Genomic DNA, 24628 nt, shown 5'->3' with positions numbered 1-24628 from the left:
CTCAACTGACGTGACCCCGTGGAAACCATCAGCCCAGCCGAACACCGGTAAGGCGGTTCAGTCCTACCGTCGGCCGCGCTCTCGCGGCAAGAAGGTCCTCGGGATCTTCGCGGCGACGGCTGCGTTCGGCTTCGTCGCCGTGACGATGGTCGACCCGACCTCGAGCGTCGTGGCGTCCTCCTATGCGGAGAAGCAGGCGCAGTTCGGTGGCAACGCCGCGCAGTCGGTCGTCGCAAGCTCGAACTACCAGTACACCTTCGCCCGCGACAGCTACGAGGTCGTCGCTCCGCCCCCGCCGCCTCCCGTGGCGACACCGGCCGCGACCGGCGGCGGTTCCTCGTCCACGGGCAGCGCTCCCGCGGCAGGCACGCCCGACCCGGGTACGGCTCAGGCCATCGCCTACGACATGGTCATGGCCAATGGATGGGGCGAGGGCGAGTACAGCTGTCTCGTCTCCCTGTGGAACCGCGAGTCGGGTTGGAACGTGTACGCCTACAACGCCAGCTCCGGCGCCACGGGTATCCCGCAGGCGCTTCCCGGCTCCAAGATGGCCTCGGCCGGAGCCGATTGGGCCACCAACCCCGCGACGCAGATCACCTGGGGTCTCGGGTACATCACGAGTCGGTACAGCACGCCGTGTGGCGCGTGGGCCCACTCGGAGTCCAACGGCTGGTACTGACCGGAACCGCCTCCCGACACGGTCGTGGAGGCTGAGCCTAGACTTGACCCATGCCCCGACACCACCGCCACCGGCCACGGCCCGGCGACGACGAGGGTAACGGTCTCGAACGGCTGATGGCGGGGTGGAAACGCACCGAGGACCATCGAGACGGATCCTGGTTCGTCCAGCCCGTCAGCGGTTCCAGTGCGCAGAAGACCTACGTGTGTCCTGGATGCGGACAGTCCATCCCGCCCGGCACCGCTCATGTGGTGACGTGGCGCGCTGACGGGGTCCTGGGCGACCAGGCCGACATCGCTGCCCGGCGGCACTGGCACTCCCACTGCTGGCGGATCCGGTGAACGTCCGCACGCCGCGAATCGACCCGACCACACTGCTCCGGAGGACTGACCCATGACCGACACCATCGAGATCCGTGGTGGCGCCGAACTCCCCGCCGTCCGCGAGGAGATCGAGCTGCACACGGCCGACGGACTGACCCTGGTCGGCGAGCTCGCGGTGCCGGCCGACGGCGAGATCGTCGCGACCCTGGTGACGCTCCACCCGCTGCCGACCGCCGGCGGGTTCATGGACTCCCATGTGCTCCGGAAGGCCGCGGCGCGCTTGCCTGCGCTCGCGGGGATCGCAGTGCTCCGCTTCAACACCCGCGGCACCTCGTCTCCTCGAGGGACGAGCGACGGCGCGTTCGACGGCGGCGTCGGCGAGCGGGCCGATGTCGAGGCCGCGCTGGCGTTCGTGGCCGAGCGCGGGCTTCCGCATCCGTGGATCGTCGGATGGTCGTTCGGGACCGAGCTGGCCTTGAAGTACGGGCGCGACCCGGTCGTCGACGGCGTGATCCTCCTCTCTCCGCCGCTGCACCGCACGACGGAGGATGAGCTCCGGGCCTGGGCCGGCGACGACCGGCCGATGGTCGTCCTCGTGCCCGAGTTCGACGACTACCTCCGACCAGCGGAAGCGGCGGAACGGTTCGGCGTGCTCCCCGGGGCCACCCTGGTCCCGGTGGACGGTGCCAAGCACCTGTGGGTGGGGGAGAGTCAGACCCGACGCGTGCTCACCGAGATCGTCGCTGCAGTGCGTCCCGAGGCGTTACCGCTCCCGACGCACTGGCCGGCCCCCGGCCTCCCAGCGGCCGTCTAGCCGCCTCCCAGTCATTTCCGATAGCCTGAACCACCTGCGTCTCCTGCCGGCCCGACCCGCCGGATCCCGTCGGACGCAGGATCACCCGCGTCGCTCCGACGCCAGAGGAGAGTAATCCGTGCGTTTCGTTCTCGCCATCGCCGCGTTCGTCGTGGCAGCCGTCATGATCGTGACGGGAATCGCGCAACGGACCGTGTTCCTCTCGCCCGGCACCTTCAGCCTGTCCACGACGGTCGACAGCGGTGACCGGTTCATCGTCATCCCCGGGAGCGTGCTGCAGTCGCAGCCGGGAGCGCAGTCCATCGTGGCGGGCGCGGGCGGCGACACGCAGGTGTTCATGAGCTACGGGCGCTCCGACGACATCGCGGCCTGGCTCGGCGACGAGCCCTACAGCCGGGTCGGCGTCAACAGCGCCGGCACCGCCCTGACGACCACGACCGTCACCGCCGAGGCGGACGCCACCGACGACGACGGAGCGACCCCGAGTCCCGAGCCGTCGGCGACGTCGGCCCCAGAGGCCACCGACGACACCACCACCTCCGAGAAGGGCCCGGACCCGCGCGGATCCGACCTCTGGCTCGGCGAGTACGACGAAGCGGGCGCGGTCATCGCGACGATGAACCTGCCGAAGGACATCGACGTGCTCATCGCGACCGACGGCTCGGCCGCTGCTCCGGATTCCCTCCGCCTCTCCTGGCCACTCGACAACGCCACCCCGTGGGCAGGTCCGCTGATCGCCGGTGGCATCCTCGTGCTCCTCGCCGGCATCGTGCTCTACCTCTCGGGGATCCAGCGCATGCGTCGCTCGCGAGGCCCGCGTCGCAAGGGTCCGGGACAAGGACAGAAGGGCATCACGAAGATGTCGAGACAACCGAAGCCGCGCCGCCCCCGTGAACTCGGAGCCGGCAAGACGAAGCGCTCCCCGCTCCGCCGGTCCCTCGTCGTGGGCGTCCCGCTCGTCCTCATCGGCACGCTCGGTCTGAGCGGCTGCTCCCAGGACTACTGGCCGACCATCGGAGCGCCGTCACCGACGCCCACCGTCACCGCGACGGACCTGCCGGCCGACAGCCAGGACCAGGACTTCGCGGCGCCCGTCGTCACCGTGCCTCAGGTCGAGCGGATCGTGTCGCGGATCTCGACGGCGGCGTCCGAAGCCGATGCTGCGCTCGACGGTACCGCCGCAGCCGTCCGGTTCTCCGGGCCGGCGCTCGAGGAGCGCACCGCGAACTACGCCCTCCGCTCGAAGGTGGCCGACGCCGCTGGCGCGACGCCCATCCCCGCGTCACCCGTCACGCTCACGCTGCCTCAGGCGACGGACGCCTGGCCACGGACGGTCATGACCGCGATCCAGGACAAGGCCGACGAGACGGTGTCGCCGACGGTCCTCGTGATGACCCAGCAGGATCCGCGGTCCAACTACCAGGTCGTCTACGCGGAGAAGCTCCTCGAGGGCGCCCGTCTCGAGAACGTCGCGCCGGCGACCATCGGTGCCGCGAGCGTCCCGCCGGACTCGAAGCTGCTCGTCATGCCGCCGGAGGAGATCGCCGCGGCGTACGCCGACATCATCACGAACGGCGATGCGAGCACCTTCGCCGGCCTGTTCAACGCCGATGGCGACGTCTTCCGCACGCAGGTCGCCGCGGACCGCGCCACGAAGGCCGCGAGCCTCCCCACCACGGCGAGTATCGCCTTCTCGGCGGCCGCCGGTACCGGCCCGAACGTCGCGCTGGCGACCAACGATTCCGGTGCGATCGTCGCCGTCAACGTGCAGGAGGGGGAGGTGGTCTCCGTCGTCACAGCCGGTGCTACCGTGAAACCTTCGGGTGCGGTCGCCGCGCTCTCCGGGATCACCGAGAGCGCGAAGGGGACGCAGGCCACCTACGGCGACCAGCTCCTGTTCTACGTGCCAGCCGTCAACTCCGGAGAGAAGATCACCTTGCTCGGATTCACCCAGACCCTCATCGCCGCATCGGAGCTCCCGTGAGTGCCGCGGAGCCGAGCGCAGCACACCTGCGCGGCGCCGTCGACCTCTCCGGCCTCGCGCGTCGCCACCAGGCGCCGCCCGCCGGTGTGCCGGCCCAGCCAGGCGTGCCTGCAGAAGCGCCCGGCGCGACGACCGATCAGACCGTCCAGGTCCCGTCCCTCGTCTTCGACGCGACGGACGACGGGTTCGGACAGGTCGTCGAGCTGTCCTCAGTGGTCCCCGTCGTCATCGACCTCTGGGCCGAATGGTGCGGGCCGTGCAAGCAGCTCTCGCCGGTGCTCGAGCGCCTCGCCGCCGAATACGCAGGTCGCTTCGTGCTCGCCAAGGTGGACGTCGACGCGAACCCGCAGCTCTCCCAGGCCTTCCAGGCGCAGTCGATCCCGATGGTCGTCGCCGTCGTGGGCGGACGCCCGGTGCCGATGTTCAACGGCGCGATCCCGGAGTCGCAGGTGCGCGATGTCATCGAGCAGCTGCTGCAGCTGGCCGAGCAGAACGGGGTCTCCGGTCGGGCCGTCGTCGCCGATGGCGACGCCGCAGCCCCCGCCGAGCCCGTCGAGGAGCCGCTGCCGCCCCTCCACGCCGAGGCGTACGAGGCCATCGAGCGCGCCGACTACCCGACGGCCATCGCCGCGTATGAGAAGGCCATCGCGCAGAACCCGAAGGACGACATGGCCGTGGCCGGCCTCGCCCAGGTCCGTCTGCTGCACCGCCTCACGGGGAAGACCCTCGATGAGATCCGCGGACGAGCGGCCGCCGCTCCCGACGATCTCGACGCCCAGCTGACCGTCGCCGACCTCGACCTCTCCGGAGGGCACCTCGAGGACGCCTTCGACCGGCTGCTGACGCTGTTCTCCGACCTCGACCAGTCGGGCAAGGACACCGTCCGGACGCGCCTGCTCGAGCTGTTCCAGGTCGCCGGCGTCACCGATCCGCGCGTCATGAAGGCCAGGGCCCGGTTGACCGGGCTCCTGTACTGACCGACCGATGCACGACGAAGGCTCGCCTCCCTCAGGAGGCGAGCCTTCGTCGTGCATCCGGGTGCCGCGGAAGCCTGGTCAGCCGACGTGCTTGAGCCAGATCATGCCGAGCGGGGGGAGGGTGAGCTCGGCGGAAGCCGGGCGTCCTGCCCACGGTGACGCCGACGCCTCGATCGATCCGTAGTTGCCCACGCCGGATCCGCCGTACTCCACGGCGTCGGTGTTGAGGAGTTCCTCCCACCGACCCGCGCGAGGCAGACCGACCCGGTATGGGCCGACGGGGGCGCCGGAGAAGTTGACGAGCGCGGCGATCACGTTGCCGTCGTCGTCCCAGCGCAGGAAGGAGAGCACGCTGTTCTGCGAGTCACCGGCGTCGAGCCATTCGAAGCCGGCGGCGTCGTGGTCGAGGGCCCAGAGGGCCGGGTGCTCCGTGTACACGGCGTTGAGTCGGGACACGAGGCCGAGCAGTGCCCGGTGGCTCGGCTGGTCCAGGATCCACCAGTCCAGACCGCGTTCCTCCGACCATTCGGAGGGCTGACCGAACTCCTGGCCCATGAAGAGCAACTGCTTGCCGGGGTGGGCCCACATGAAGGCGAGGTAGGCCCGCATGTTCGCGAGTTGCTGCCAGTGGTCACCGGGCATCTTCGCGAGGAGGGACCCCTTGCCGTGCACGACCTCGTCGTGGCTGATCGGCAGGAGGAAGCTCTCGCTGAAGGCGTAGACCATCGAGAAGGTGATCTCGCCGTGGTGGTGCGACCGGTAGAGCGGGTCGTGCTCGATGTACTGGAGCGAATCGTGCATCCAGCCCATGTTCCACTTCAGGCCGAACCCCAGCCCGCCCTCGCTCGTCGGTGCGGTGACGCCGGGCCAACTCGTCGACTCCTCGGCGATCATCACGATGCCGGGGTTCCGTCGATAGGCCGTCGCGTTCGCCTCCTGCAGGAGACTGATCGCCTCGAGGTTCTCGCGCCCGCCGTGGACGTTCGGCAGCCACTCGCCGTCCTTCCGCGAGTAGTCGAGGTACAGCATCGAGGCGACGGCGTCGACGCGCAGGCCGTCGACGTGGAACTCCTCGAGCCAGTAGAGGGCGTTGGCCACCAGGAAGTTCTTGACCTGGGGCTGGCCGAAGTCGAAGACGAGGGTGCCCCAGTCCGGCTGTTCGCCACGTCGCGGGTCGGGGTGCTCGTAGAGGGGCTGACCGTCGAAGTTCGCGAGGGCCCACTCGTCCTTGGGGAAGTGGCCGGGCACCCAGTCCATGAGGACGCCGATCCCCGCACCGTGGAGACGGTCGATCAGGTACTTGAGGTCGTCGCTCGAACCGAATCGGCTGGTCGGCGCGTAGTAGCCGGTGACCTGGTAGCCCCAGGAGCCGCCGAAGGGGTGCTCGGCGAGCGGCATGAACTCGACGTGCGTGTAGCCGAGCTCAGCGATGTACTCGATGAGCTGGTCCGCGAGGTCCCGGTAGCCGAGCCCGGGACGCCAGGAGCCGACGTGCAGCTCGTAGACGCTCATGGGCCCGTTGTGGGGATCGCTCGCGGCCCGCCGATCGAGCCACGCCTCGTCGGTCCAGCGGTAGTCGCTGACACCGGTCACGGATGCGGTGGCGGGGGAGCGCTCGGTGAACCGGGCCATCGGGTCGGACCGACGGACCCAGTCGCCGTGCTGGGTCAGGATCTCGAAGCGGTACAGCTCGCCGGCGCCGATGGTGGGGATGAACAGCTCCCAGACACCCGTCGCACCCATGTTGCGCATGGCGTGCGCCGTGCCGTCCCAGGAGTTGAGATCGCCGATGACCCGGACCGCGCGCGCGTGGGGTGCCCAGACGGCGAACGCGGTGCCGGCGACCGACTCGGTGACCCCACGCAGCTCGGTGACGTGTGCCCCCAGGGCGTCCCAGAGCCGTTCGTGGCGACCCTCGCCGATGAGGTGCAGGTCGAGTTCACCGATCGACGGCGCGAACCGGTACGGGTCGTCGGCGTTCCAGATCGACCCGTCGCTGTAGCGGGCGTCGAGCGTGTAGTCGATGATGCCGTCGACGTGGAAGCCCTGCCAGATGCCGGCGCGGACGTGCGCGAGCTCGACGCGCGCACCGTTGGCGAGCACCGCCGTGACCTGCTCGGCCAGCGGGCGTCTGGCGCGGACGACCACGAGGGGGTCGCTCACCCCGCCGAGGTCGACCAGGTGCTGGCCGAGGATCTCGTGCGGATCGTGGTAGCGGCCCTCCGCGACGGCGTCGAGGATCCAGTCCTCGACGGAGGGGAGCGGGAGCTCCCGGGGCGCCGATGTGGCGTCGACCGGCATCGGTGCGGCTCGACGGCCGGAGCGCTTCGGTGCAGCGGCTCCGTCTGGGGTCACAGGGCTGGTCGTCATGGTCGGATCCTCACGCTCAGGATGTGCACGGGCTCGGTGAAGGCGTCGAGGCGCACGAAGTTGCTGTCGGACCAGATCCACTCGGCTCCCGTGACGAGGTCGGTGACGTCGAAGCTCCCGCCCGGGACGCCACCGAACACGGTCTGGTCGAGGTGCACCATGGTCTGTCGGACCGAGTGCGGATCGAGGTTGGCGACGACGAGCAGGGTGTCGTGCTCACCCGTGCCGGTGAACCGCTGGTCGAGATGCTTGCTGAAGACGAGGATCTGGTCGTCGTCGCTCCAGTGGAAGCTGATGTTGCGCAACTGCCGGAGGGCGGGATGCGCACGCCGGATCCGGTTGAGCAGGGTGAGGTACGGCGACAGCGAGGTGCCGGCGGCTTCCGCAGCGGCCCAGTCCCGCGGACGGTACTCGAACTTCTCGCTGTCGATGTTCTCCTCGGCACCGGGACGGGCGACGTTCTCGATGAGCTCGTACCCGGCGTAGACCCCCCACGTCGGCGCGGCGGTCGCAGCGATCGCCGCGCGCACCTTGTACGCCGCCCGGCCACCGAACTGGAGGTACTCGGTGAGGATGTCCGGCGTGTTGACGAACAGGTTGGGCCGGAGGAAGTCGGCGGTCTCGGTCGCTGCCGCGCCGAGGAACTCCTCGAGCTCCTCCTTCGTGTTGCGCCAGGTGAAGTAGGTGTAGCTCTGCTGGAACCCGACCTTCGCCAGACCCTGCAGCAGGGCCGGACGGGTGAAGGCCTCCGCGAGGAACACGACGTCGGGGTCCGTCCGGTTGACGGTCGCGAGCAACCACTCCCAGAAGTCGAGCGGCTTGGTGTGGGGGTTGTCGACGCGGAAGATCCGGACACCGAGCGAGATCCAGTGCCGGACGATGCGCAGCACCTCGGCCCGGATGCCCTCGGGGTCGTTGTCGAAGTTGACCGGGTAGATGTCCTGGTACTTCTTGGGCGGGTTCTCGGCGTACGCGATCGTGCCGTCGGGGAGGGTCGTGAACCACTCGGGGTGCTCGGTCACCCAGGGGTGGTCCGGCGACGCCTGCAGGGCGAGATCGAGCGCGACCTCCAGGCCGACCTTCTTCGCCTGGCGGACGAAGGCGACGAAGTCCTTCTCCGTGCCGAGGTCTGGATGGATCGCGTCATGACCGCCCGCGGCTCCACCGATCGCCCAGGGGGAGCCCGGGTCGTGCTCGCCGGGCGTGAGGGTGTTGTTCGGTCCCTTGCGGAACGTCACGCCGATGGGGTGGATGGGCGGCAGGTAGAGGACGTCGAACCCCATCGCGGCGACGGCCGGCAACCGACCGGCTGCGCTGCGGAAGGTGCCCGACGTCCAGGAGCCGTCCGGGTTCCGCTCGGCACCCTCCGACCGCGGGAAGAACTCGTACCAGGAACCGACGCCGGCCCGGGTGCGCTCGACGCGGACCACGCGCTCGTCGCTCGTGCTCGCGAGACCGGCGAACGGCCGACGGTCGGCGATGGCCAGGAGTTCTGGATCGTCGAGCACCGCGAACCGGGCTTCCGGCTCGGCGTCGGTGTCGCGGAGGAGCTTGGCGGCGGCGGTGAGGAAGCGGCGGTCCTTCGCCGGGCGGAGCTTGTCCGTCGCGGCGCGCTCGAGGAGTTGCGCACCGATGAGGTACATGAGCTCGACGTCGACACCGGCCTCGATCTTGACCCGGGCGTTGTGCTCCCAGGTCGCGAACTCGTCGGCGAAGGCGCGGACCTGATACCGCCAGGTGCCCTCCGTCGCGAGTTGGACCTCGACCTCGAAGCGGTCGGTGCCCGGGGCGCCCGGAGCCATCCGACGCGCGACCGTCTTCCCGCGCGGATCGGTGAGCAGGAGCTCGACGCCGATGAGGTCGTGTCCTTCGCGGAACGCGGTCGCGCCGAACGGCACCACCTCGCCCGAGAACGCCTTGGCCGGCCAGCGGCCACCCTCGACCGAGGGGGTCGGATCCAGGATCGGGATGCGCCCGATGCTCGGGGACAGCGTGAGCGACACCGGTACGGCGTCGTCGACGGTGGAGGACTGCGGTACTGACTTCGGCATAGTGCGTTCCATCTCCTTCGGTGCCACTGGTCCGACCGTACCGCGAAACGACCACCGATGAAGGGGCGCGCGGGGTGTCACGCGTCATGCTAAGGCCTCGGGCGCAGCCGTGTCCTGAGCGGCCGCTGCGGTTGCCATAGAGTGAGCGCGTGAAGGCTATCCGCAGGTTTACCGTCCGCGCGCTCATCCCCGAGTCCCTGACCTCGCTCACCGCCCTCGCTGCGAACCTGCGGTGGTCCTGGCACGAGCCGACACAGCGCCTGTTCGACGAGATCGCACCGGACGTCTGGCGCGAGTCCGACCACGATCCGATCAGCGGCCTCGGACTCGTGACACCGGAGCGACTGGCGGAACTCGCCGCCGATGCGGACTTCGTCGGCCGGGCCGACGCCTTGCACGCCGACCTCCGCCGGTATCTGGAGGAGCCGCGGTGGTACCAGGGTCTCCCGGACCCGAAACCGCAGACGATCGCCTATTTCTCGCCCGAGTTCGGTATCGCCGCGGCCCTGCCGCAGTATTCGGGCGGACTCGGCATCCTCGCCGGCGACCACCTGAAGAGCGCCTCCGACCTGGGTGTGCCGCTCGTCGGCGTGGGTCTCCTGTACCGCTCTGGATACTTCGCGCAGTCGATCACGAACGACGGCTGGCAGCAGGAGTCCTATCCCGTGCAGGACCCCGACGGACTCCCGGTCACCGTGCTCCGGGAACCGGACGGGACACCGGTCACCGTCACCCTGGCGCTCCCCGACGACCGGAGCTTGTCGGCACGGGTCTGGATCGCCGAGGTCGGTCGGGTGCCACTGCTGCTGCTCGACACGGACATCCCGGAGAACGTCGCCGACCTGCGCGGCGTGACGGACCGGTTGTACGGCGGTGGCGGCGAGCATCGACTCCTGCAGGAACTCCTCCTCGGCATCGGCGGCGTCCGAGCGATCAAGCAGTGGAGCGAGCTCACGGACCACGCGCTGCCGCAGGTCTACCACTCCAACGAAGGCCACGCCGGTTTCCTGGGGCTCGAGCGGATCAGCGACCTCGTCGGCAACGGACTCTCCTTCGACGAGGCGCTGCAGCTCGTGCGCGGCGGGACCGTCTTCACGACGCACACCCCCGTTCCGGCCGGGATCGACCGGTTCGACCGCGAGGTGATCACGCGCTACTTCGGCGGTGACCTGCTCCCGGGCGTCGCCGCACCGGACGTCCTCGCACTCGGCGACGAGACGGCGAACGGCGGCTCGGCCGACGTCTTCAACCTGGCGATCATGGGCCTGCGTCTGGCACAGCGCGCGAACGGCGTCAGTCGGTTGCACGGCGAGGTGAGCCGCGCGATGTTCCGAGGCCTCTGGCCCGGCTTCGACGTCTCTGACGTGCCGATCACATCGATCACGAACGGTGTCCACGCCCCGAGCTGGACGGATCCGTCGCTCGTCGACCTCGCCGTGGACCGGTGGGGGACGACCGACACGAGTCGGGCGGACTGGTCCGATCCGTCGCTCTCGGACGCCGAGCTCTGGTCGCGCAAGCACGGTATGCGGGAGCGCCTCGTCGCCGACGTGCGGCGCCGGATCGCCGACGGGTATCGGACCCAGAACCCGCAAGCGGTCCTCCCGTCCTGGATCGACGAACTGCTCGACCCCGAGGTGTTGACGATCGGGTTCGCCCGGCGGGTGCCGAGCTACAAGCGGCTCACCCTCATGCTGCGCGATCCCGACCGACTGCGCGCGATCCTGCTCCACCCCGAACGGCCCGTCCAGATCGTCGTCGCGGGCAAGGCACACCCGGCGGACGACGACGGCAAGCGACTCATCCAGCGCCTCGTACAGTTCGCCCAGGATCCCGAGCTCCGATCGCGCATCGTCTTCCTGCCGGACTACGGCATCGGGATGGCCAAGACGCTCTACCCCGGCTGTGACGTGTGGTTGAACAACCCGCTGCGTCCCCTCGAGGCCTGCGGGACGTCCGGCATGAAGGCCGCACTCAACGGGGCCCTGAACCTGTCGATCCTCGACGGATGGTGGAACGAGTACGCGGACGGCGAGAACGGTTGGGTCATCCCGTCGGCGGACGGGGCGGCGGACGACGAGGAACGCGACGCCCTCGAGGCCACGGCGCTGTACGAGATCCTCGAGCACCAGCTGGTGCCGCGGTTCTACGAGCGCGAGGACGACGGGCTGCCGCAGCGCTGGATGCAGATGGTGCGACACACGATCTCGACGCTGTCCGAACCGCTCAGTGCCGACCGCATGGTCCGCGAGTACACGGAGCGCATGTACCTCCCGGCGGCGGCGATGGAGCGTGAGCTCAACGCGTCCGATCAGCAGCGGGCGCGCGAGCTGGCAGCCTACAAGCAGCGGGTGCGCGAGGCCTGGCCACAGCTGGCGGTCGCCCATGTCGAGAGCGGCGGTGTCGACGCGGTCCCGCAGGTCGGTGACGTACTGCGGCTGCGCGCCTACGTCCAGCTGGGATCGCTGTCACCCGAGGACGTGACCGTCGAGGTGGTCTGCGGGGTGCCCGGTGCCGGGGGTGAACTGCTCGACATCCGGACGCAGCCGCTCGAGCAGCAGCAGTCCCCGTCGACGAGTCGGCCGGAGCACACACTCGAGTACGCCGGGACGCTTCCCCTCGATCGGGCCGGCGGGTTCGGGTACACGGTGCGCATCGTGCCGAGACATGAGCTGCTCCTCACCCCCGCGGAACTCGGGCTCGTCGCCGTGGCGGACCAGTAGGGCGATCTCCTCCGACGCGTCGGTGCGACCTCGCACCGGTGCGTCGAGGGATCCGACTATCTGGCGATCCGCGTGACGACGGCGGACACGGCCGATCCGAGGTCGGACGGGGCGAGTTCGAGGTCGAACCCGCGCCGACCACCCGAGACCAACACCGTCTCGTGCTCGAAGGCGCTCTCGTCGAGCACCGTCGGGAGCGTGGTGCGCTGCCCGATCGGGCTGATGCCGCCGACCACGTAGCCCGTCTTCCGCTCGGCGACGGCAGGATCCGCCATCGTCGCCCGCTTCCCGCCGAGGGCCGCCGCGAGCGCCTTGAGGTCGAGTTGGTCGGCGACCGGGACGATCGCGACGACGAGCGACCCGTCCACCTCCGCCAGCAGGGTCTTGAACACACTGGGCGGGTCGACCCCGAGCGCCGTGGCGGCTTCGAGACCGAAGGCCGTCACCGACGGGTCGTGTCGGTAGGAGCGCGGGGTGAAGGGGATGCCCAGCGAGGTCAACGTCATCGTCGCCGGGGTGCCGCCTCCCTCGGCCCTGCGTTTCGCCATCGTCAGACGGCTCGGAAGAGCTGCATCGACGTGGCCGAGACCGGGACCGTCTGGCCTGGGACGAACTGCTCCTCCTCGGACGTCGGTGCATCGTCCGCGGAGTTCCAGATGCGCACGAACGCGGTCACGCCCTCGTGCTCGGGCAAGGTGACCTCGACCGGCTGCTCCACGCCGTGCACGATGAGCAGCACGCGGTCGAGCTCCTCGGACTCCGGCGTGCTGGTCGAGAAGAACTGCAGTGTCCGGTTCCGGGGACTCGTCCAGTCCTCGGTGCTCATGGTCGCGCCCGAGGCGTCGAACCAGTCCATGACGCTCGCGCCGGGCACCGTCGTCCCGGCGGCGGCGAAGTGCTCCGGTCGGAGGGCGGGGTGTTCGCGCCGGAGTTCGAGGAGCCGGCGGCTGTGCGCGAGCAACTGGTCCTGCCAGGGCTCCCTCGTCCATCCGACCCAGGTCAGCTCGGAGTCGTGACAGTAGGCGTTGTTGTTGCCACGCTGACTCCGCCCGAACTCGTCGCCCGCCGTGAGCATCGGGACACCCGCCGACAGCAGGAGCGTGCCGAGCAGGTTCCGCATCGCCTTGCGACGAGCGGCGAGGATCGCCGTGTCGTCCGTCGGGCCCTCGGCACCGTGGTTGAAGGAACGGTTGTTGTCCGTCCCGTCGCGGTTGGACTCGCCGTTCCCGACGTTGTGCTTGACGTCGTACGAGACGAGGTCGGCCAGGGTGAACCCGTCGTGGGCCGTGATGAAGTTGACGGAGGCCAGCGGACCGCGCTCAGCGGAGAAGGTGTTGCTCGATCCGGCCAGGCGGGTCGCGAACCCACCGATCCCGACCGGGGCGTCCGCCCGTCTCGCGTAGTCGATGTCGGAGAGCCAGAAGTTACGGACGCGATCCCGGTACCGGTCGTTCCACTCGTGCCAACCGGCAGGGAAGTTCCCCGTCTGCCAGCCGCCCATCCCGACGTCCCAGGGCTCGGCGATCATCTTCGCGTCGACGAGCGACGGGTCGTGGACGATCGCCTCGAGCAGGGGATGGTCGGGCGTGAACTCGACCGCCTCGTTCCGACCGAGCGTCGCAGCGAGGTCGAACCGGAAGCCGTCGATCTGCACCTCGTCCGCCCAGTACCGCAACGAGTCGAGCACGAGCTGCTGGGGGACCGGGTGGCCGAAGTCCACAGTGTTGCCGCAGCCCGTTACGTCGATGTAGGCGCCGGTGGCGTCCTGACGGTAGTAGGTCGCGTTGTCGATGCCGCGGAAGCTCGTGCGGGGGCCGCCGGGACCCTCCTCGGCGGTGTGGTTGTAGACGACGTCGAGGATGACCTCGAGGCCGGCCTCGTGCAGCAGCTTCACCATGCCCTTGAACTCGCGGAGGACCTCGTCCGCGCCACCCGCCTGAGCCGTCTTCGTCGCGTAGGAGGCGTGTGGACTGAAGAAGTTCAGGGTGTTGTAGCCCCAGTAGTTGACGAGGCCCTGCTTGATGAGACGCTGCTCAGAGGTGAACGCGTGCACCGGCAGCAGTTCGACGCTCGTCACCCCGAGATCGTGCAGATGCGCGATCATCGCGGGGTGGGCGAGGCCCGCGTACGTGCCCCGCAGCTCCTCCGGCACGTCGGGGTGCAGCTTGCTCAGCCCCTTGACGTGCGCCTCGTACACGACGGTCCGGTCGAGCGGGATGCGGGGTTTCTGCACACCGCCCCAGTCGAACGCGTCGTCGACGACCACGGAACGCCATTGCTCGGCCGACACGCGTGCGAGCCCGCGGGCGTAGGGGTCGAGCAGCAGCAGGCTCGGGTCGAAGGCGTTGTTCGGCGAGGACGGCCCGGAGGCGCGGACCGCATAGCGTCGGCCGAGCACCAGCTCCTCGGAACTCCCACTCCAGACCCCGTCGTCGTCGCGGGTCATCTCGACCGAGTGGGTGATCCAGTTCAGATCCTTGTCGTCGAAGATCACGAGTTCGAGGGCATCCGCATGCTCGGACCACACGCGGAGCTCACCACCGGACGGGCCGAGGCGGACGCCGAGATCGTGGAAGGGGTCACCAGCGTTCATGGGTTCTACAGTAGTGAGTGCGGGAGTGCGCGAAGATCCGCGGACACCGCGGCGAGGGGAGGAGCGGCATGGTGGTGTACCTGGACCACGCCGCGACGACCCCGGTGCGATCCGAGGTGATCGAGGCCTACGCGTCCGCGATGGCGACCGTCGGCAACCCGGCCTCCATCCACGGCCCCGGGCAACAGGCCCGCCGCCTCCTCGAAGAGGCACGTGAGCGGGTCGCGGCGACCCTCGGATGCGACCCCATCGAACTCGTCTTCACCTCCGGCGGCACCGAATCCATCAACCTCGCCCTCAAAGGGCTCTACTGGCACCGCCAGCAGGATCGACGCCGTGCCGCCGTGCTCGCACCCGCGGGGGAGCACCACGCCACGCTCGACACCGTCGAATGGCTCGAGCGCCACGAGGGTGCATCCCCGCTCTGGATCCCGCTCGACGACCTCGGCCGGGTCTCACTCGACACGGCGGCCGAGCGCTTCGCCGACCAGGGCCCCGACATCGCCGTGGCGACGGCACTCTGGGCGAACAACGAGGTCGGCACCATCCAGCCCGTCGTCCGGCTGGCGGCGCTCGCCGCAGCCGCCGAGGTGCCGTTCCACCTGGACGCGGTCTCGGCCTACGGACACCTCCCCATCGACCTCGCCGACCTTCGCGCCGCATCCGGATCGGTCGGTGCCAGCGGTCTCGTCGCGCTCAGCGTCTCCGCGCACAAGATCGGTGGTCCCGTGGGGATCGGAGCCCTGGTCGTGAGCCGCGCAGCCGTGGTGGAGCCGTTGCAGCACGGTGGCGGACAGCAGCGCGGACTCCGCTCCGGCACGCAGGACGTCGCAGCAGCCGTCGGGTTCGCCGTCGCCGCGGAGCTCATGGCACTCGAGCGGACCGCGGAGCAGGAGCGTCTCAGCGCCTTGCGCGACCGACTCGTGGCCGGCGTGCGGGCGACCGTTCCGGAGGCCAAGCTGACGGGTGATCCCAGCGAGCGACTCGCGTCGAACGCGAACTTCGTGTTCCCCGGCGCACAGGGCGACTCGATGCTCTTCCTCCTCGACCTCGCAGGGGTGGCGGTCTCGACGGGTTCCGCCTGCCAGGCCGGCGTCCCGGAACCGTCGCATGTCCTGCTCGCGATGGGACGCCCGGAGACGGAGGCCCGATCGGTCCTCCGGATCACGCTGGGTCGGACGACGACCGAGACGGACGTGGACGACTTCCTCCAGGCCCTGCCGCGCGCGTACGCACAGGCGAGTCGGGCCGGTTCCGCCGACCGCGACACGGCGCTGGGCGCTCGTCCCTGAGCAGCCGTCCCGTCACCGCTTGCGGGTGGCCGTCCAGCGGCTGGCGCGTAGACTTGCCCGGTGAAAGTTCTGGCAGCGATGAGTGGCGGAGTCGACTCCGCCGTGGCAGCGGCACGCGCCGTCGACGCAGGCCATGAGGTGGTCGGCGTCCACCTGGCGCTCAGCCGGATGCCGGGCACGCTCCGGACCGGCAGTCGCGGGTGCTGCACCATCGAGGACTCGATGGACGCCCAGCGTGCGGCGAACCTGATCGGCATCCCGTACTACGTGTGGGACTTCTCGGAGCGCTTCAAGCTCGACGTGGTGGACGACTTCATCGCCGAGTACCGCGCCGGCCGGACCCCGAACCCGTGCATGCGTTGCAACGAGAAGATCAAGTTCGCGGCGTTGCTCGAGAAGGCGCTCGACCTCGGGTTCGACGCGGTCGTGACCGGTCACTACGCCACCATCGTCACGAGCCCCGAGGGCGATCGTGAGCTGCACCGCGCGAGTGCCTGGGCGAAGGACCAGTCGTACGTCCTGGGCGTGCTCACCGCCGAACAGCTCGCGCACTCGATGTTCCCGCTCGGGGCGACGCCGTCGAAGGCCGAGGTCCGTGCCGAGGCCGCGGAGCGCGGCTTCACGGTGGCGAACAAGCCCGACAGCCACGACATCTGCTTCATCCCCGACGGCGACACGAAGGGCTGGCTGGGGGAGCGGGTCGGCACCGAGACCGGCCAGGTCCTCGACCGAGACGGAGCCGTCGTCGGTTCGCACGAGGGTGCGCACGCCTTCACCGTCGGCCAGCGCAAGGGCCTGCACCTCGGCGTGCCGGCGCCGGATGGACGTCCGCGCTTCGTCCTCGAGGTGCGTCCGAAGGACAACACGGTCGTCGTCGGGCCGAAGGAGGCGCTCGCCATCGGCGAGATCGCCGGTTCGCGCTTCACCTGGGCAGGGAGGGCTCCGGAGGTCGGTGTCGCGCCGATCCCGTGCGACGTCCAGATCCGTGCGCACGCCGACCCGGTTCCCGCCGCACTGACGCTCGTCGACGGCGAGCTCGTCGTCCACCCGGAGACGCCGCTGGACGGCGTCGCTCCCGGACAGACCGCCGTGCTGTACAGCGGGACGCGCGTCCTCGGCCAGTTCACGATCGACCGCACCGTCAGTGCGGTGCCCGTCGGAGCCGCCGCCTCCGCCTGAGGACGCCGCAACGACGGAACGCCCGACGAGCCAGGCTCGTCGGGCGTTCCGCGTGGGTCGTCAGGATCGGGTCTGTGCGCCCGCCTTGGACTTCTTGGGCTTCTTGACGAAGAGGGTCTCCGCCTCCTCGAGCGTCAGGCCGTTCGTCTCGGGGATCTTCGCGAGGACGAAGACGAACGAGAGGAGCGCGAACAGCGCGTACATGCCGTATGTCACCGGCAGGGAGAACGCGGCGAGGGCCGGGAAGCTGACCGTGATGAGGAAGTTCGCGATCCACTGCGCCATCGCCGCGACACCGAGTGCCTTCGCGCGCAGGCGGTTCGGGAAGATCTCGCCGAGGAGCACCCAGACGAGCGGTCCCCACGACGCGCCGAACGCTACGACGAACACGTTGGCGGCCACGAGGGCGATCGTGCCCCACGGCTGGGGCAGCGAGACCTCGCCGGCGCTGTCGGTGATCGACTGCGTGAACGCGATCGCCATCGCGCCGAGCGAGACCGTCATGCCGATGGAACCCGCGAGGAGGATCGGCCGTCGACCGATGCGGTCCACGAGCAGGATGGCGACGACGGTGACCGCGACGTTCGTCACCGAGGTGATGACCGAGATGAGGAGCGAGTCGGACTCCTGGAACCCGACGGCCTTCCACAGCGTCGTCGAGTAGTAGAAGATCACGTTGATGCCGACGAACTGCTGGAAGATCGACAGGATGATGCCGATCCAGACGATCGGCAGGAGCCCGAAGCGTCCGCCCCAGAGGGTCGCCTTCTTCTGCTGCTCATCGTCCTTCACCGCCTGCTCGGCGAGCTTGACGGCGCGATCCACCTCTTCCTGCGGCCAGACGGTCGCGAAGATCCGACGGGCCTCGTCCGACTTGCCCTTGCGGACGAGGAACCGGGGCGACTCGGGGAGCCGCATCGCGAGCACGCCGTAGACCACGGCCGGGAGCGCGCAGGCGATGAACATCCAGCGCCAGGCCTCGACGCCGAACCACAGCGGGTTCGAGGCGCCGCCGGCGGCGCCCGCCAGGACGGAGTCGGACAGGAGCGCGGCGAAGATGCCGAGCGTGATGGCGAGCTGCTGCAGCGAGGCGAGACGGCCGCGGATGGCGCTCGGCGCGATCTCGGCGATGTACGCCGGAGCCACGACCGAGGCGATGCCGATACCGAGCCCGCCGACGATGCGCCAGATGACGAGGTCCCAGGGGGAGAAGGCGAAGCCGGCTCCGAAGGAGGAGATGAAGAACAGGCCGGCACCGAGCAGCATCGTGAAGATGCGGCCGCGGCTGTCGGCGATCCGGCCCGCGAGGTAGGCGCCGAGCGCGCAACCGAGCAGCGCTGACGCGACCGCGAAGCCGATGAGCGCCTCACTGAGCGCGAAGTGGTCCTGCATCGCGTCGACCGCGCCGTTCACCACGGAGGAGTCGAACCCGAAGAGGAAGCCACCGACCGCGGCAGAGACGGAGATGCCGATGACGCGCGCGGTCAGCTGCTTGCTGGTAGGAGCCGCCCCCGTTCCCGGACTGCTGGACTGGGACATGGTTCCTCCGATTCCGCGCGCATGGTTCCTGCGGCACTGCGACACCCTACTCCTCGATGAGACCCGTCCCGACCCCGTTGCGCACATCCGGGAGGACGTGCCGGGTGTCAAGCGCCCGCCGGTGTCGGACGCCGCTCGTAGACTGGACGCCGTGGCGAACAGCACCGGACAGACCCTCCAGCAGGCATCGACCGAGGCCGAGGAACTCACCTCGCGCATCCTCGAGCTCCGCGACGCGTACTACGAGCGCGACGAGTCGCTCGCCTCCGACGAGGAGTACGACGCGATGCTCCGGCGGCTCGAGGAGCTCGAGCGTCTGTTCCCCGAGCTGCAGAGCCAGGACAGCCCCACCCAGACCGTCGGCGGGCGCGCCGAGACCACGCTGTTCGCCCCCGTCACGCACCTCGAGCGCATGCTCAGCCTCGACAACGTCTTCTCGATCGAGGAGTTCCTCGCCTGGGCCGCCAAGGTCGAGCGCGACGCCGGAGGGTCCGTCCAGTACCTCTGTGAACTGAAGATCGACGGCCTCGCCATCAACCTCCGGTACGAGCGCGGCCGCCTCGTGAGCGCGGCCACGCGCGGCGACGGCGTCGTCGGCGAGGACGTCACGGAGAACGTGCGGTACATCCGTTCCATCCCCGAGCGCCTGACGTCGTCCGACCCCGAGGTCGAGTTCCCGGAGGTCGTCGAGGTCCGGGGCGAGATCTTCTTCCCGGTCGAGGCCTTCCGCGAACTGAACGCCAACCAGGCGGCGGCCGGCGAACGGGTCTTCGCCAACCCGCGCAACGCGGCCAGCGGTTCCCTGCGCCAGAAGGCGGAGAGCAAGAACCCGGCCCAGCTCGCACTCATGCACGACCGGCTCAGCCGACTGCAGATGCTCGTCCACGGCATCGGCGCGTGGGAACAGCCGCCCGTCGCCCGACAGTCGCAGGTTTACGAGTTGCTGCACAGCTGGGGGCTCCCGACCTCCTCGCACTACCGGGTTCACGACGAGGCGACCGGCGCGGCGGACTTCATCGAGTACTTCGGCGCCCACCGCGACAGCGTCGAGCACGAGATCGACGGCGTCGTCGTGAAGGTCGACGATCTCGCGCTCCACGGCGAGCTCGGCGCGACGAGTCGTGCTCCGCGATGGGCCATCGCCTACAAGTACCCGCCCGAGCAGGTGAACACGAAGCTCCTCGACATCGTCGTGAGCGTCGGGCGCACCGGTCGCGCCACCCCGTTCGCCGTCATGGAGAAGGTGCTCGTCGCCGGCAGCGAGGTGCGTCAGGCGACCCTGCACAACCAGGACGTCGTGAAGGCGAAGGGGGTGCTCATCGGCGACACCGTCGTCCTCCGGAAGGCCGGCGACGTCATCCCCGAGGTCCTCGGCCCGGTCGTCGAGCTCCGCGACGGTTCGGAGCGCGAGTTCGTCATGCCCGAGCACTGCCCCGAGTGCGGTACCACCCTCGCCCCCGCGAAGGAGGGCGACATCGACCTGCGCTGCCCGAATGCGCGGAGCTGCCCGGCGCAGGTGCGCGGACGCGTCGAGCACATCGGCTCACGTGGCGCGCTCGACGTCGAGGCGCTCGGCGAGGTGGCGGCAGCGGCGCTCACCCAGCCGGTGGAGCCCGCGGAACCACCGCTGACGACCGAGGCCGGACTCTTCTCGCTCACGATGGCCGACATCTTCCCGGTCACCGTGATCGTCCGCGACAACGAGACCGGGCTGCCCAAGCTCAACGAGGACGGATCCGAGAAGCGCGTCACGCCCTTCCGCCGCCGACGCGCCAAGAAGGACGGCGTGCACGACCCGGCCGCGGACGAGTTCGACGGCGACGAGTCCTCGGTGCCGTCCAAGAACGCGATCGAACTCCTCGCCAACCTCGACGGCGCGAAGACCCGCCCGCTCGCCCGGTTGCTCGTGGCACTGAACATCCGCCACGTCGGCCCGGTGGCCGCCCGGTCACTCGCGGAATACTTCGGCTCGCTCGACGCCATCCGTGCGGCCACCCGCGACGAGCTCGCGGAGGTCGACGGCGTGGGCGGGATCATCGCCGACGCCCTCATCGCCTGGTTCGAGGTCGACTGGCATCGCGAAATCGTCGAGGAGTGGACTGCGGCGGGCGTGCAGTGGGCGACACCCGGACACCCGGGGCCCGGCGCGGCGGTCGCGGCCGGTGGTGTGCTGTCCGGTGTCACCGTCGTCGCCACCGGTTCGCTCGAGGGCTTCACCCGGGAGGGTGCGCTGGAAGCGATCGTGCAGGCGGGCGGGAAGGCGGCGTCAAGCGTCTCGAAGAAGACCGACTTCGTCGCCGCCGGCCCGGGTGCCGGGTCGAAGCTCGCGAAGGCCGAAGCACTCGGTCTGCGGATCATCGACGCCGAGCAGTTCGCCTTGCTCGTCTCCGAGGGTCCAGCAGCACTCGGCGAGCCGGACTCCCCGGCCGAGGATGAGGCTGAGGGTGCGGCGTCCGCCGACGAGGCGCCGACCGACTGAGCTCAGCCCGCGTCGGCCTGCAGCAGCTCGTCGCGGACCTGGCGCCGCAGCACCTTGCCGATGAGCGACTTGGGGAGTTCGTCGACGACGACGACCCGCTTCGGCACCTTGTACGGGGTGAGGATCTCCCGCGCCCAGGCTCGGAGGGCATCCGGATCCACGGTGGCACCGGGAGCCGCGACGACGGCCGCGACGACCTGCTCGCCGGAGTGGGGATCGGGGAGCCCGACGACGGCGGCGTCGGCGACCGACGCGTGCCCGCGGAGCACCTGCTCGACCTCGCTCGGCGAAACATTGAACCCGCCGGTGATGATGAGCTCTTTGATCCGGTCGACGACGGTCATGAACCCCTCCTCGTCGATGGACACGATGTCGCCGGTGCGGAACCAACCGCCTGGGAGCAGGACGGCGGCGGTCTCCTCGGGCTTGTTGTAGTAGCCGTGGAAGACCTGCGGGCCGCGGACGAGCAACTCGCCCGCCTCGCCGGCCGGCCGGTCGGTCTCCGGGTCGTCGGGATCCACGACGCGCACCTCGGTGCTCGGCAACGGGAGGCCGATGGTCCCGGGCTTCCGTGCGGTCGAGACCGGGTTCGCGGAGATGACCGGGGAGCACTCGGAGAGCCCGTAGCCCTCGACGAGGAAGCCGCCGGACGCGGCTTCGAACGGGACGACGAGGTCGTGCGGCAGCGGCATCGCGCCCGAGATGGCGATCTCGGTGCCCTGCAGTGACACGCCCTGCTCGGTCGCCGCGGTCAGGAGTCGGTCGGCGATGGGCGGGACGGCGGGCAGGAAGGTCGGCGGGCGCTTCTTCATGACCTTGAGGACGAGCGCCGGGTCGAACTTCGGGAAGAGGACGAGGCGCGAGCCCATGCTCATGGCGAAGGTCAGGCAGAGCGTCAGTCCGTAGGCGTGGAACATCGGGAGCACCGCGTAGACGACGGCCTCCCCGCGCTTGACCGTGGGCACCCAGGCGCGGGACTGCGCCGCGTTCGCGAGCAGGTTGCCGTGGGTGAGTGCGGCCCCCTTGGGCGAGCCGGTCGTCCCGCTCGTGTACTGGATGAGTGCGAGGGCGTCGGTCGCGGGCTTCGGATGGCTCGCCGGCAGCGGCCCCGAGGTCAGGAGCTGCTCCCACCGCACGGTGCCCGAGACCGGCGCGGTGAGCTGAGCCCGTGAGGCTCTCGCCTTCGGGATGGGCAGACGGAGAGCAGCGCGCATGTGGAGCGGCATCGCCCGGGTCACGTCGATCGTCACGAGCGAGTGCACCGCCAGATCGGCCGGGAAGTCCTGCAGGTGCTCGGCGACCTTGTCCCAGACGATCGCGAACGTCGCGCGGTGGTCCTCGAACTGGTGGCGGAGCTCTTGGGGGGTGTAGAGCGGATTGTGCTCGATGACGACGGCGCCCAGCCTGAGGACCGCGTAGAACGCGACGATGTGCTGCGGGCAGTTCGGGAGCATGAGGGCGACGGGGTCTCCCGCCCGGACACCAAGTGCGCGCAGGCCGGCGGCGGCACGGGCGATGAGCGCCTCGAGCTCCGTGTAGGTGGTGGTCGACCCGAAGAACTCCAGCGCGACGGCGTCCGGGTAGCTCGCGGCGGAGGCTTCGACGAGATCGCCGAGGCTGCCGGTCTGCTCGGGGATGTCGTCCGGCACGTCGGCGGCGTAGCTCGCGAGCCAGGGACGCTCGTGCGGGGGACGGGGACGGCTGCTCGAGTCGTTCTGGGTCACCGTCCCACTGTAGGGGCGGAGCCCGACGGACGACCACGTCCCTGGCGAATAGACTGGAGCGACCGCCACCGCTACACGTACGGGAGACGCATGTCGGAAATCACTACCGAGCAGGTCGCGCATCTCGCGAACCTCGCTCGAATCGCCCTGAGCCAGGACGAGATCGCCCACCTCACGACGGAGCTCGACTCCATCGTGGACAACATCCAGAAGGTGCAGCAGGTGGCCACGCCTGACGTCCCGGCGACGAGCCACCCGATCCCGCTCGAGAACGTGTACCGCGACGACGTCGTCGGCAACACGCTCACGCGGGAGCAGGCGCTGCAGAACGCGCCGGAATCGGCCGACGGTCGCTTCAAGGTCTCGGCGATCCTGGGGGAGGAGCAGTGAGCGGGTTGATCGGTCTCACGGCAGCCGAGCTGTCGAGCAAGCTCCGCGCTGGCGAGGTCTCCAGCGTCGAAGCCACCCAGGCGCACCTCGACCGCATCGCCCAGGTCGACGGCGACGTCCACGCCTTCCTCCACGTGTCGGACCACGCACTCGACGTCGCCGCCGACATCGACGCACGCCGTGCCGCGGGCGAGGACCTCGGCGAGCTGGCGGGCGTCCCGCTCGCCATCAAGGACGTGCTGGTCACGACGGACATGCCGTCCACCTCGGGGAGCAAGATCCTCGAGGGGTACCTGTCACCGTTCGACGCGACCGTCGTCGCCCGGTCGCGTGCCGCCGGTCTCGTGCCGCTCGGCAAGACGAACATGGACGAGTTCGCCATGGGCTCGAGCACGGAGCACTCCGCGTACGGCCCGACCCACAACCCGTGGGACCTCGACCGCATCCCCGGCGGTTCCGGCGGTGGCTCCGCCGCCGCGGTCGCCGCGTTCGAGGCACCCATCGCCCTCGGCAGCGACACCGGCGGGTCCATCCGCCAGCCGGCGCACGTGACCGGCACGGTCGGCGTGAAGCCCACCTACGGCGCGGTCAGCCGCTACGGGGCGATCGCACTCGCCTCCTCACTCGACCAGGTCGGGCCGGTCAGCCGCACGGTCCTCGACTCGGGCCTCCTCCACGACGTCATCGCCGGGCACGACGCCCTCGACTCCACCTCGCTCCGCGACGCCTGGCCGTCGATGGCCGCTGCGGCCCGCGAGGGCGCGCGCGGCGACGTGCTGCGCGGCCTCCGGGTCGGCGTCGTCACCGAGCTCAACGGTGAGGGCTTCCAGGCCGGCGTGAAGAGCCGCTTCCAGGAGGCGCTCGCGGTACTCGAGGCGAACGGTGCCGAGATCGTCGAGGTCTCCGCTCCGAACTTCGAGTACGCCGTCGCCGCCTACTACCTCATCCTCCCCGCCGAAGCGTCGAGCAACCTCGCGAAGTTCGACTCGGTGCGCTTCGGCATGCGGGTCACGCCCGAGGGTGGCGGCACGGTCGAGCAGGTCATGTCCGCAACGCGCGAGGCCGGTTTCGGTCCCGAGGTGAAGCGACGGATCATCCTCGGCACGTACGCGCTCAGCGCGGGCTACTACGACGCCTACTACGGCAGCGCCCAGAAGGTCCGGACGCTCATCCAGCGCGACTTCGCGGCGGCGTTCGACCAGGTCGACGTCCTCGTGAGCCCGAGCGCCCCGACGACGGCGTTCAAGCTGGGCGAGCGTATCGACGACCCACTGGCGATGTACCTCAACGACGTCACCACCATCCCGGCGAACCTCGCCGGCGTGCCCGGCATCAGCGTGCCGATCGGTCTCGCCCCGGAAGACGGTCTGCCCGTCGGCATCCAGTTCATGGCGCCAGCACGGGAGGACGCCAGGCTCTACCGGGTCGGCGCCGCCCTCGAGGCGCTCCTCGAATCGACGTGGGGGCACACCCTCATCTCGCAGGCACCCGCTCTCGGAGGTCGGTAACCC

General features: G+C 69.9%; 17 protein-coding genes. 11 read left to right on the top strand and 6 right to left on the bottom strand.

The annotated features are described in order from the left end of the window. The first annotated feature begins 10 nt into the window (after positions 1-10). From ITJ62_RS09410 to ITJ62_RS09395, 5 genes are all read left to right on the top strand, one after another. Positions 11-679: a lytic transglycosylase domain-containing protein gene (locus tag ITJ62_RS09410; RefSeq protein ID WP_240043904.1), complete on the top strand. Its 669-nt coding sequence runs from the start codon at positions 11-13 to the stop codon at positions 677-679. A 50-nt stretch (positions 680-729) separates the two neighbouring features. Next, a complete protein-coding gene (locus ITJ62_RS19005) occupies positions 730-1020 on the top strand; it encodes a hypothetical protein (RefSeq protein ID WP_071260877.1) in 291 nt (96 codons plus the stop codon). Between the two features lie 52 nt (positions 1021-1072). Continuing rightward, positions 1073-1816, top strand: a complete 744-nt coding sequence (locus ITJ62_RS09405; protein WP_194601329.1) for an alpha/beta hydrolase — start codon at positions 1073-1075, stop codon at positions 1814-1816. 118 nt (positions 1817-1934) lie between these two features. Beyond that, positions 1935-3800 (top strand): hypothetical protein, encoded by a 1866-nt coding sequence (locus tag ITJ62_RS09400; RefSeq protein ID WP_194601326.1) that lies wholly within the window; start codon positions 1935-1937, stop codon positions 3798-3800. Then, a complete protein-coding gene (locus ITJ62_RS09395) occupies positions 3797-4777 on the top strand; it encodes a tetratricopeptide repeat protein (protein ID WP_194601324.1) in 981 nt (326 codons plus the stop codon). The genes ITJ62_RS09400 and ITJ62_RS09395 overlap by 4 nt, the downstream gene beginning before the upstream one ends. A 78-nt stretch (positions 4778-4855) precedes the next feature. Here the strand turns inward: ITJ62_RS09395 and glgB are convergent, their stop codons facing one another. After that, the gene (glgB, locus tag ITJ62_RS09390; RefSeq protein WP_194602465.1) at positions 4856-7078 is read right to left on the bottom strand and encodes a 1,4-alpha-glucan branching protein GlgB; all 2223 of its coding nucleotides are present in this window, start codon (positions 7076-7078) and stop codon (positions 4856-4858) included. Positions 7079-7143: 65 nt separating this feature from the next. Next, positions 7144-9198, bottom strand: coding sequence for an alpha-1,4-glucan--maltose-1-phosphate maltosyltransferase (locus ITJ62_RS09385; protein ID WP_194601321.1), 2055 nt, complete (start codon positions 9196-9198; stop codon positions 7144-7146). Between the two features lie 149 nt (positions 9199-9347). On the opposite strand from ITJ62_RS09385, the gene glgP reads away from it, so the two are divergent. Then, on the top strand, positions 9348-11921 hold the full coding sequence (glgP, locus tag ITJ62_RS09380; RefSeq protein ID WP_194601318.1) for an alpha-glucan family phosphorylase: 2574 nt from the start codon (positions 9348-9350) through the stop codon (positions 11919-11921). Between the two features lie 56 nt (positions 11922-11977). On the opposite strand, the gene ybaK is transcribed toward glgP, so the two are convergent. Then, positions 11978-12469 carry a Cys-tRNA(Pro) deacylase gene (gene ybaK, locus ITJ62_RS09375; protein ID WP_194601315.1) on the bottom strand — a complete coding sequence of 164 codons (492 nt, stop codon included), beginning with the start codon at positions 12467-12469 and terminating at the stop codon, positions 11978-11980. A gap of 2 nt (positions 12470-12471) precedes the next feature. Continuing rightward, positions 12472-14514 carry a glycogen debranching protein GlgX gene (gene glgX, locus ITJ62_RS09370; RefSeq protein WP_194601297.1) on the bottom strand — a complete coding sequence of 681 codons (2043 nt, stop codon included), beginning with the start codon at positions 14512-14514 and terminating at the stop codon, positions 12472-12474. A 68-nt stretch (positions 14515-14582) separates the two neighbouring features. On the opposite strand from glgX, the gene ITJ62_RS09365 reads away from it, so the two are divergent. After that, the gene (locus ITJ62_RS09365; protein WP_194601294.1) at positions 14583-15806 is read left to right on the top strand and encodes a cysteine desulfurase family protein; all 1224 of its coding nucleotides are present in this window, start codon (positions 14583-14585) and stop codon (positions 15804-15806) included. A 60-nt stretch (positions 15807-15866) separates the two neighbouring features. Then, the gene (mnmA, locus tag ITJ62_RS09360) at positions 15867-16985 is read left to right on the top strand and encodes a tRNA 2-thiouridine(34) synthase MnmA (protein ID WP_229938575.1); all 1119 of its coding nucleotides are present in this window, start codon (positions 15867-15869) and stop codon (positions 16983-16985) included. Between the two features lie 60 nt (positions 16986-17045). Here the strand turns inward: mnmA and ITJ62_RS09355 are convergent, their stop codons facing one another. Next, positions 17046-18524, bottom strand: coding sequence for a sugar porter family MFS transporter (locus ITJ62_RS09355; protein ID WP_191940897.1), 1479 nt, complete (start codon positions 18522-18524; stop codon positions 17046-17048). Between the two features lie 151 nt (positions 18525-18675). Between ITJ62_RS09355 and ligA the strand changes: the two genes are divergently transcribed. After that, positions 18676-21003, top strand: coding sequence for an NAD-dependent DNA ligase LigA (gene ligA, locus ITJ62_RS09350; RefSeq protein WP_194601291.1), 2328 nt, complete (start codon positions 18676-18678; stop codon positions 21001-21003). Between the two features lie 2 nt (positions 21004-21005). Here ligA and ITJ62_RS09345 read toward each other — a convergent pair whose 3' ends face one another. Then, positions 21006-22727, bottom strand: coding sequence for a long-chain-fatty-acid--CoA ligase (locus tag ITJ62_RS09345; protein WP_240773595.1), 1722 nt, complete (start codon positions 22725-22727; stop codon positions 21006-21008). A gap of 90 nt (positions 22728-22817) precedes the next feature. Here ITJ62_RS09345 and gatC point away from each other — a divergent pair, with 90 nt between their 5' ends. Beyond that, positions 22818-23117, top strand: coding sequence for an Asp-tRNA(Asn)/Glu-tRNA(Gln) amidotransferase subunit GatC (gatC, locus tag ITJ62_RS09340; protein WP_064295120.1), 300 nt, complete (start codon positions 22818-22820; stop codon positions 23115-23117). Continuing rightward, a complete protein-coding gene (gatA, locus tag ITJ62_RS09335; RefSeq protein WP_064295121.1) occupies positions 23114-24625 on the top strand; it encodes an Asp-tRNA(Asn)/Glu-tRNA(Gln) amidotransferase subunit GatA in 1512 nt (503 codons plus the stop codon). Before gatC ends, gatA begins: the two co-directional genes overlap by 4 nt. The last annotated feature ends 3 nt before the right edge of the window (positions 24626-24628 follow it).

The sequence above is a fragment of the Plantibacter sp. VKM Ac-2876 genome, from assembly GCF_015350715.1.
GTDB lineage: Bacteria > Actinomycetota > Actinomycetes > Actinomycetales > Microbacteriaceae > Plantibacter > Plantibacter auratus.
Note: the sequence above shows the minus strand (reverse complement) of the source record. Positions and strands in the feature narration are given on the sequence as shown.

Coding starts and splice junctions, on each gene's coding strand:
- ITJ62_RS19005 (WP_071260877.1), top strand. CDS start 730: ATGCCCCGACACCACCGCCACCGGCCACGGCCCGGCGACGACGAGGGT.
- ITJ62_RS09405 (WP_194601329.1), top strand. CDS start 1,073: ATGACCGACACCATCGAGATCCGTGGTGGCGCCGAACTCCCCGCCGTC.
- glgB (WP_194602465.1), bottom strand. CDS start 7,078: ATGCCGGTCGACGCCACATCGGCGCCCCGGGAGCTCCCGCTCCCCTCC.
- ITJ62_RS09385 (WP_194601321.1), bottom strand. CDS start 9,198: ATGCCGAAGTCAGTACCGCAGTCCTCCACCGTCGACGACGCCGTACCG.
- ybaK (WP_194601315.1), bottom strand. CDS start 12,469: ATGGCGAAACGCAGGGCCGAGGGAGGCGGCACCCCGGCGACGATGACG.
- glgX (WP_194601297.1), bottom strand. CDS start 14,514: ATGAACGCTGGTGACCCCTTCCACGATCTCGGCGTCCGCCTCGGCCCG.
- ITJ62_RS09365 (WP_194601294.1), top strand. CDS start 14,583: ATGGTGGTGTACCTGGACCACGCCGCGACGACCCCGGTGCGATCCGAG.
- ITJ62_RS09355 (WP_191940897.1), bottom strand. CDS start 18,524: ATGTCCCAGTCCAGCAGTCCGGGAACGGGGGCGGCTCCTACCAGCAAG.
- gatC (WP_064295120.1), top strand. CDS start 22,818: ATGTCGGAAATCACTACCGAGCAGGTCGCGCATCTCGCGAACCTCGCT.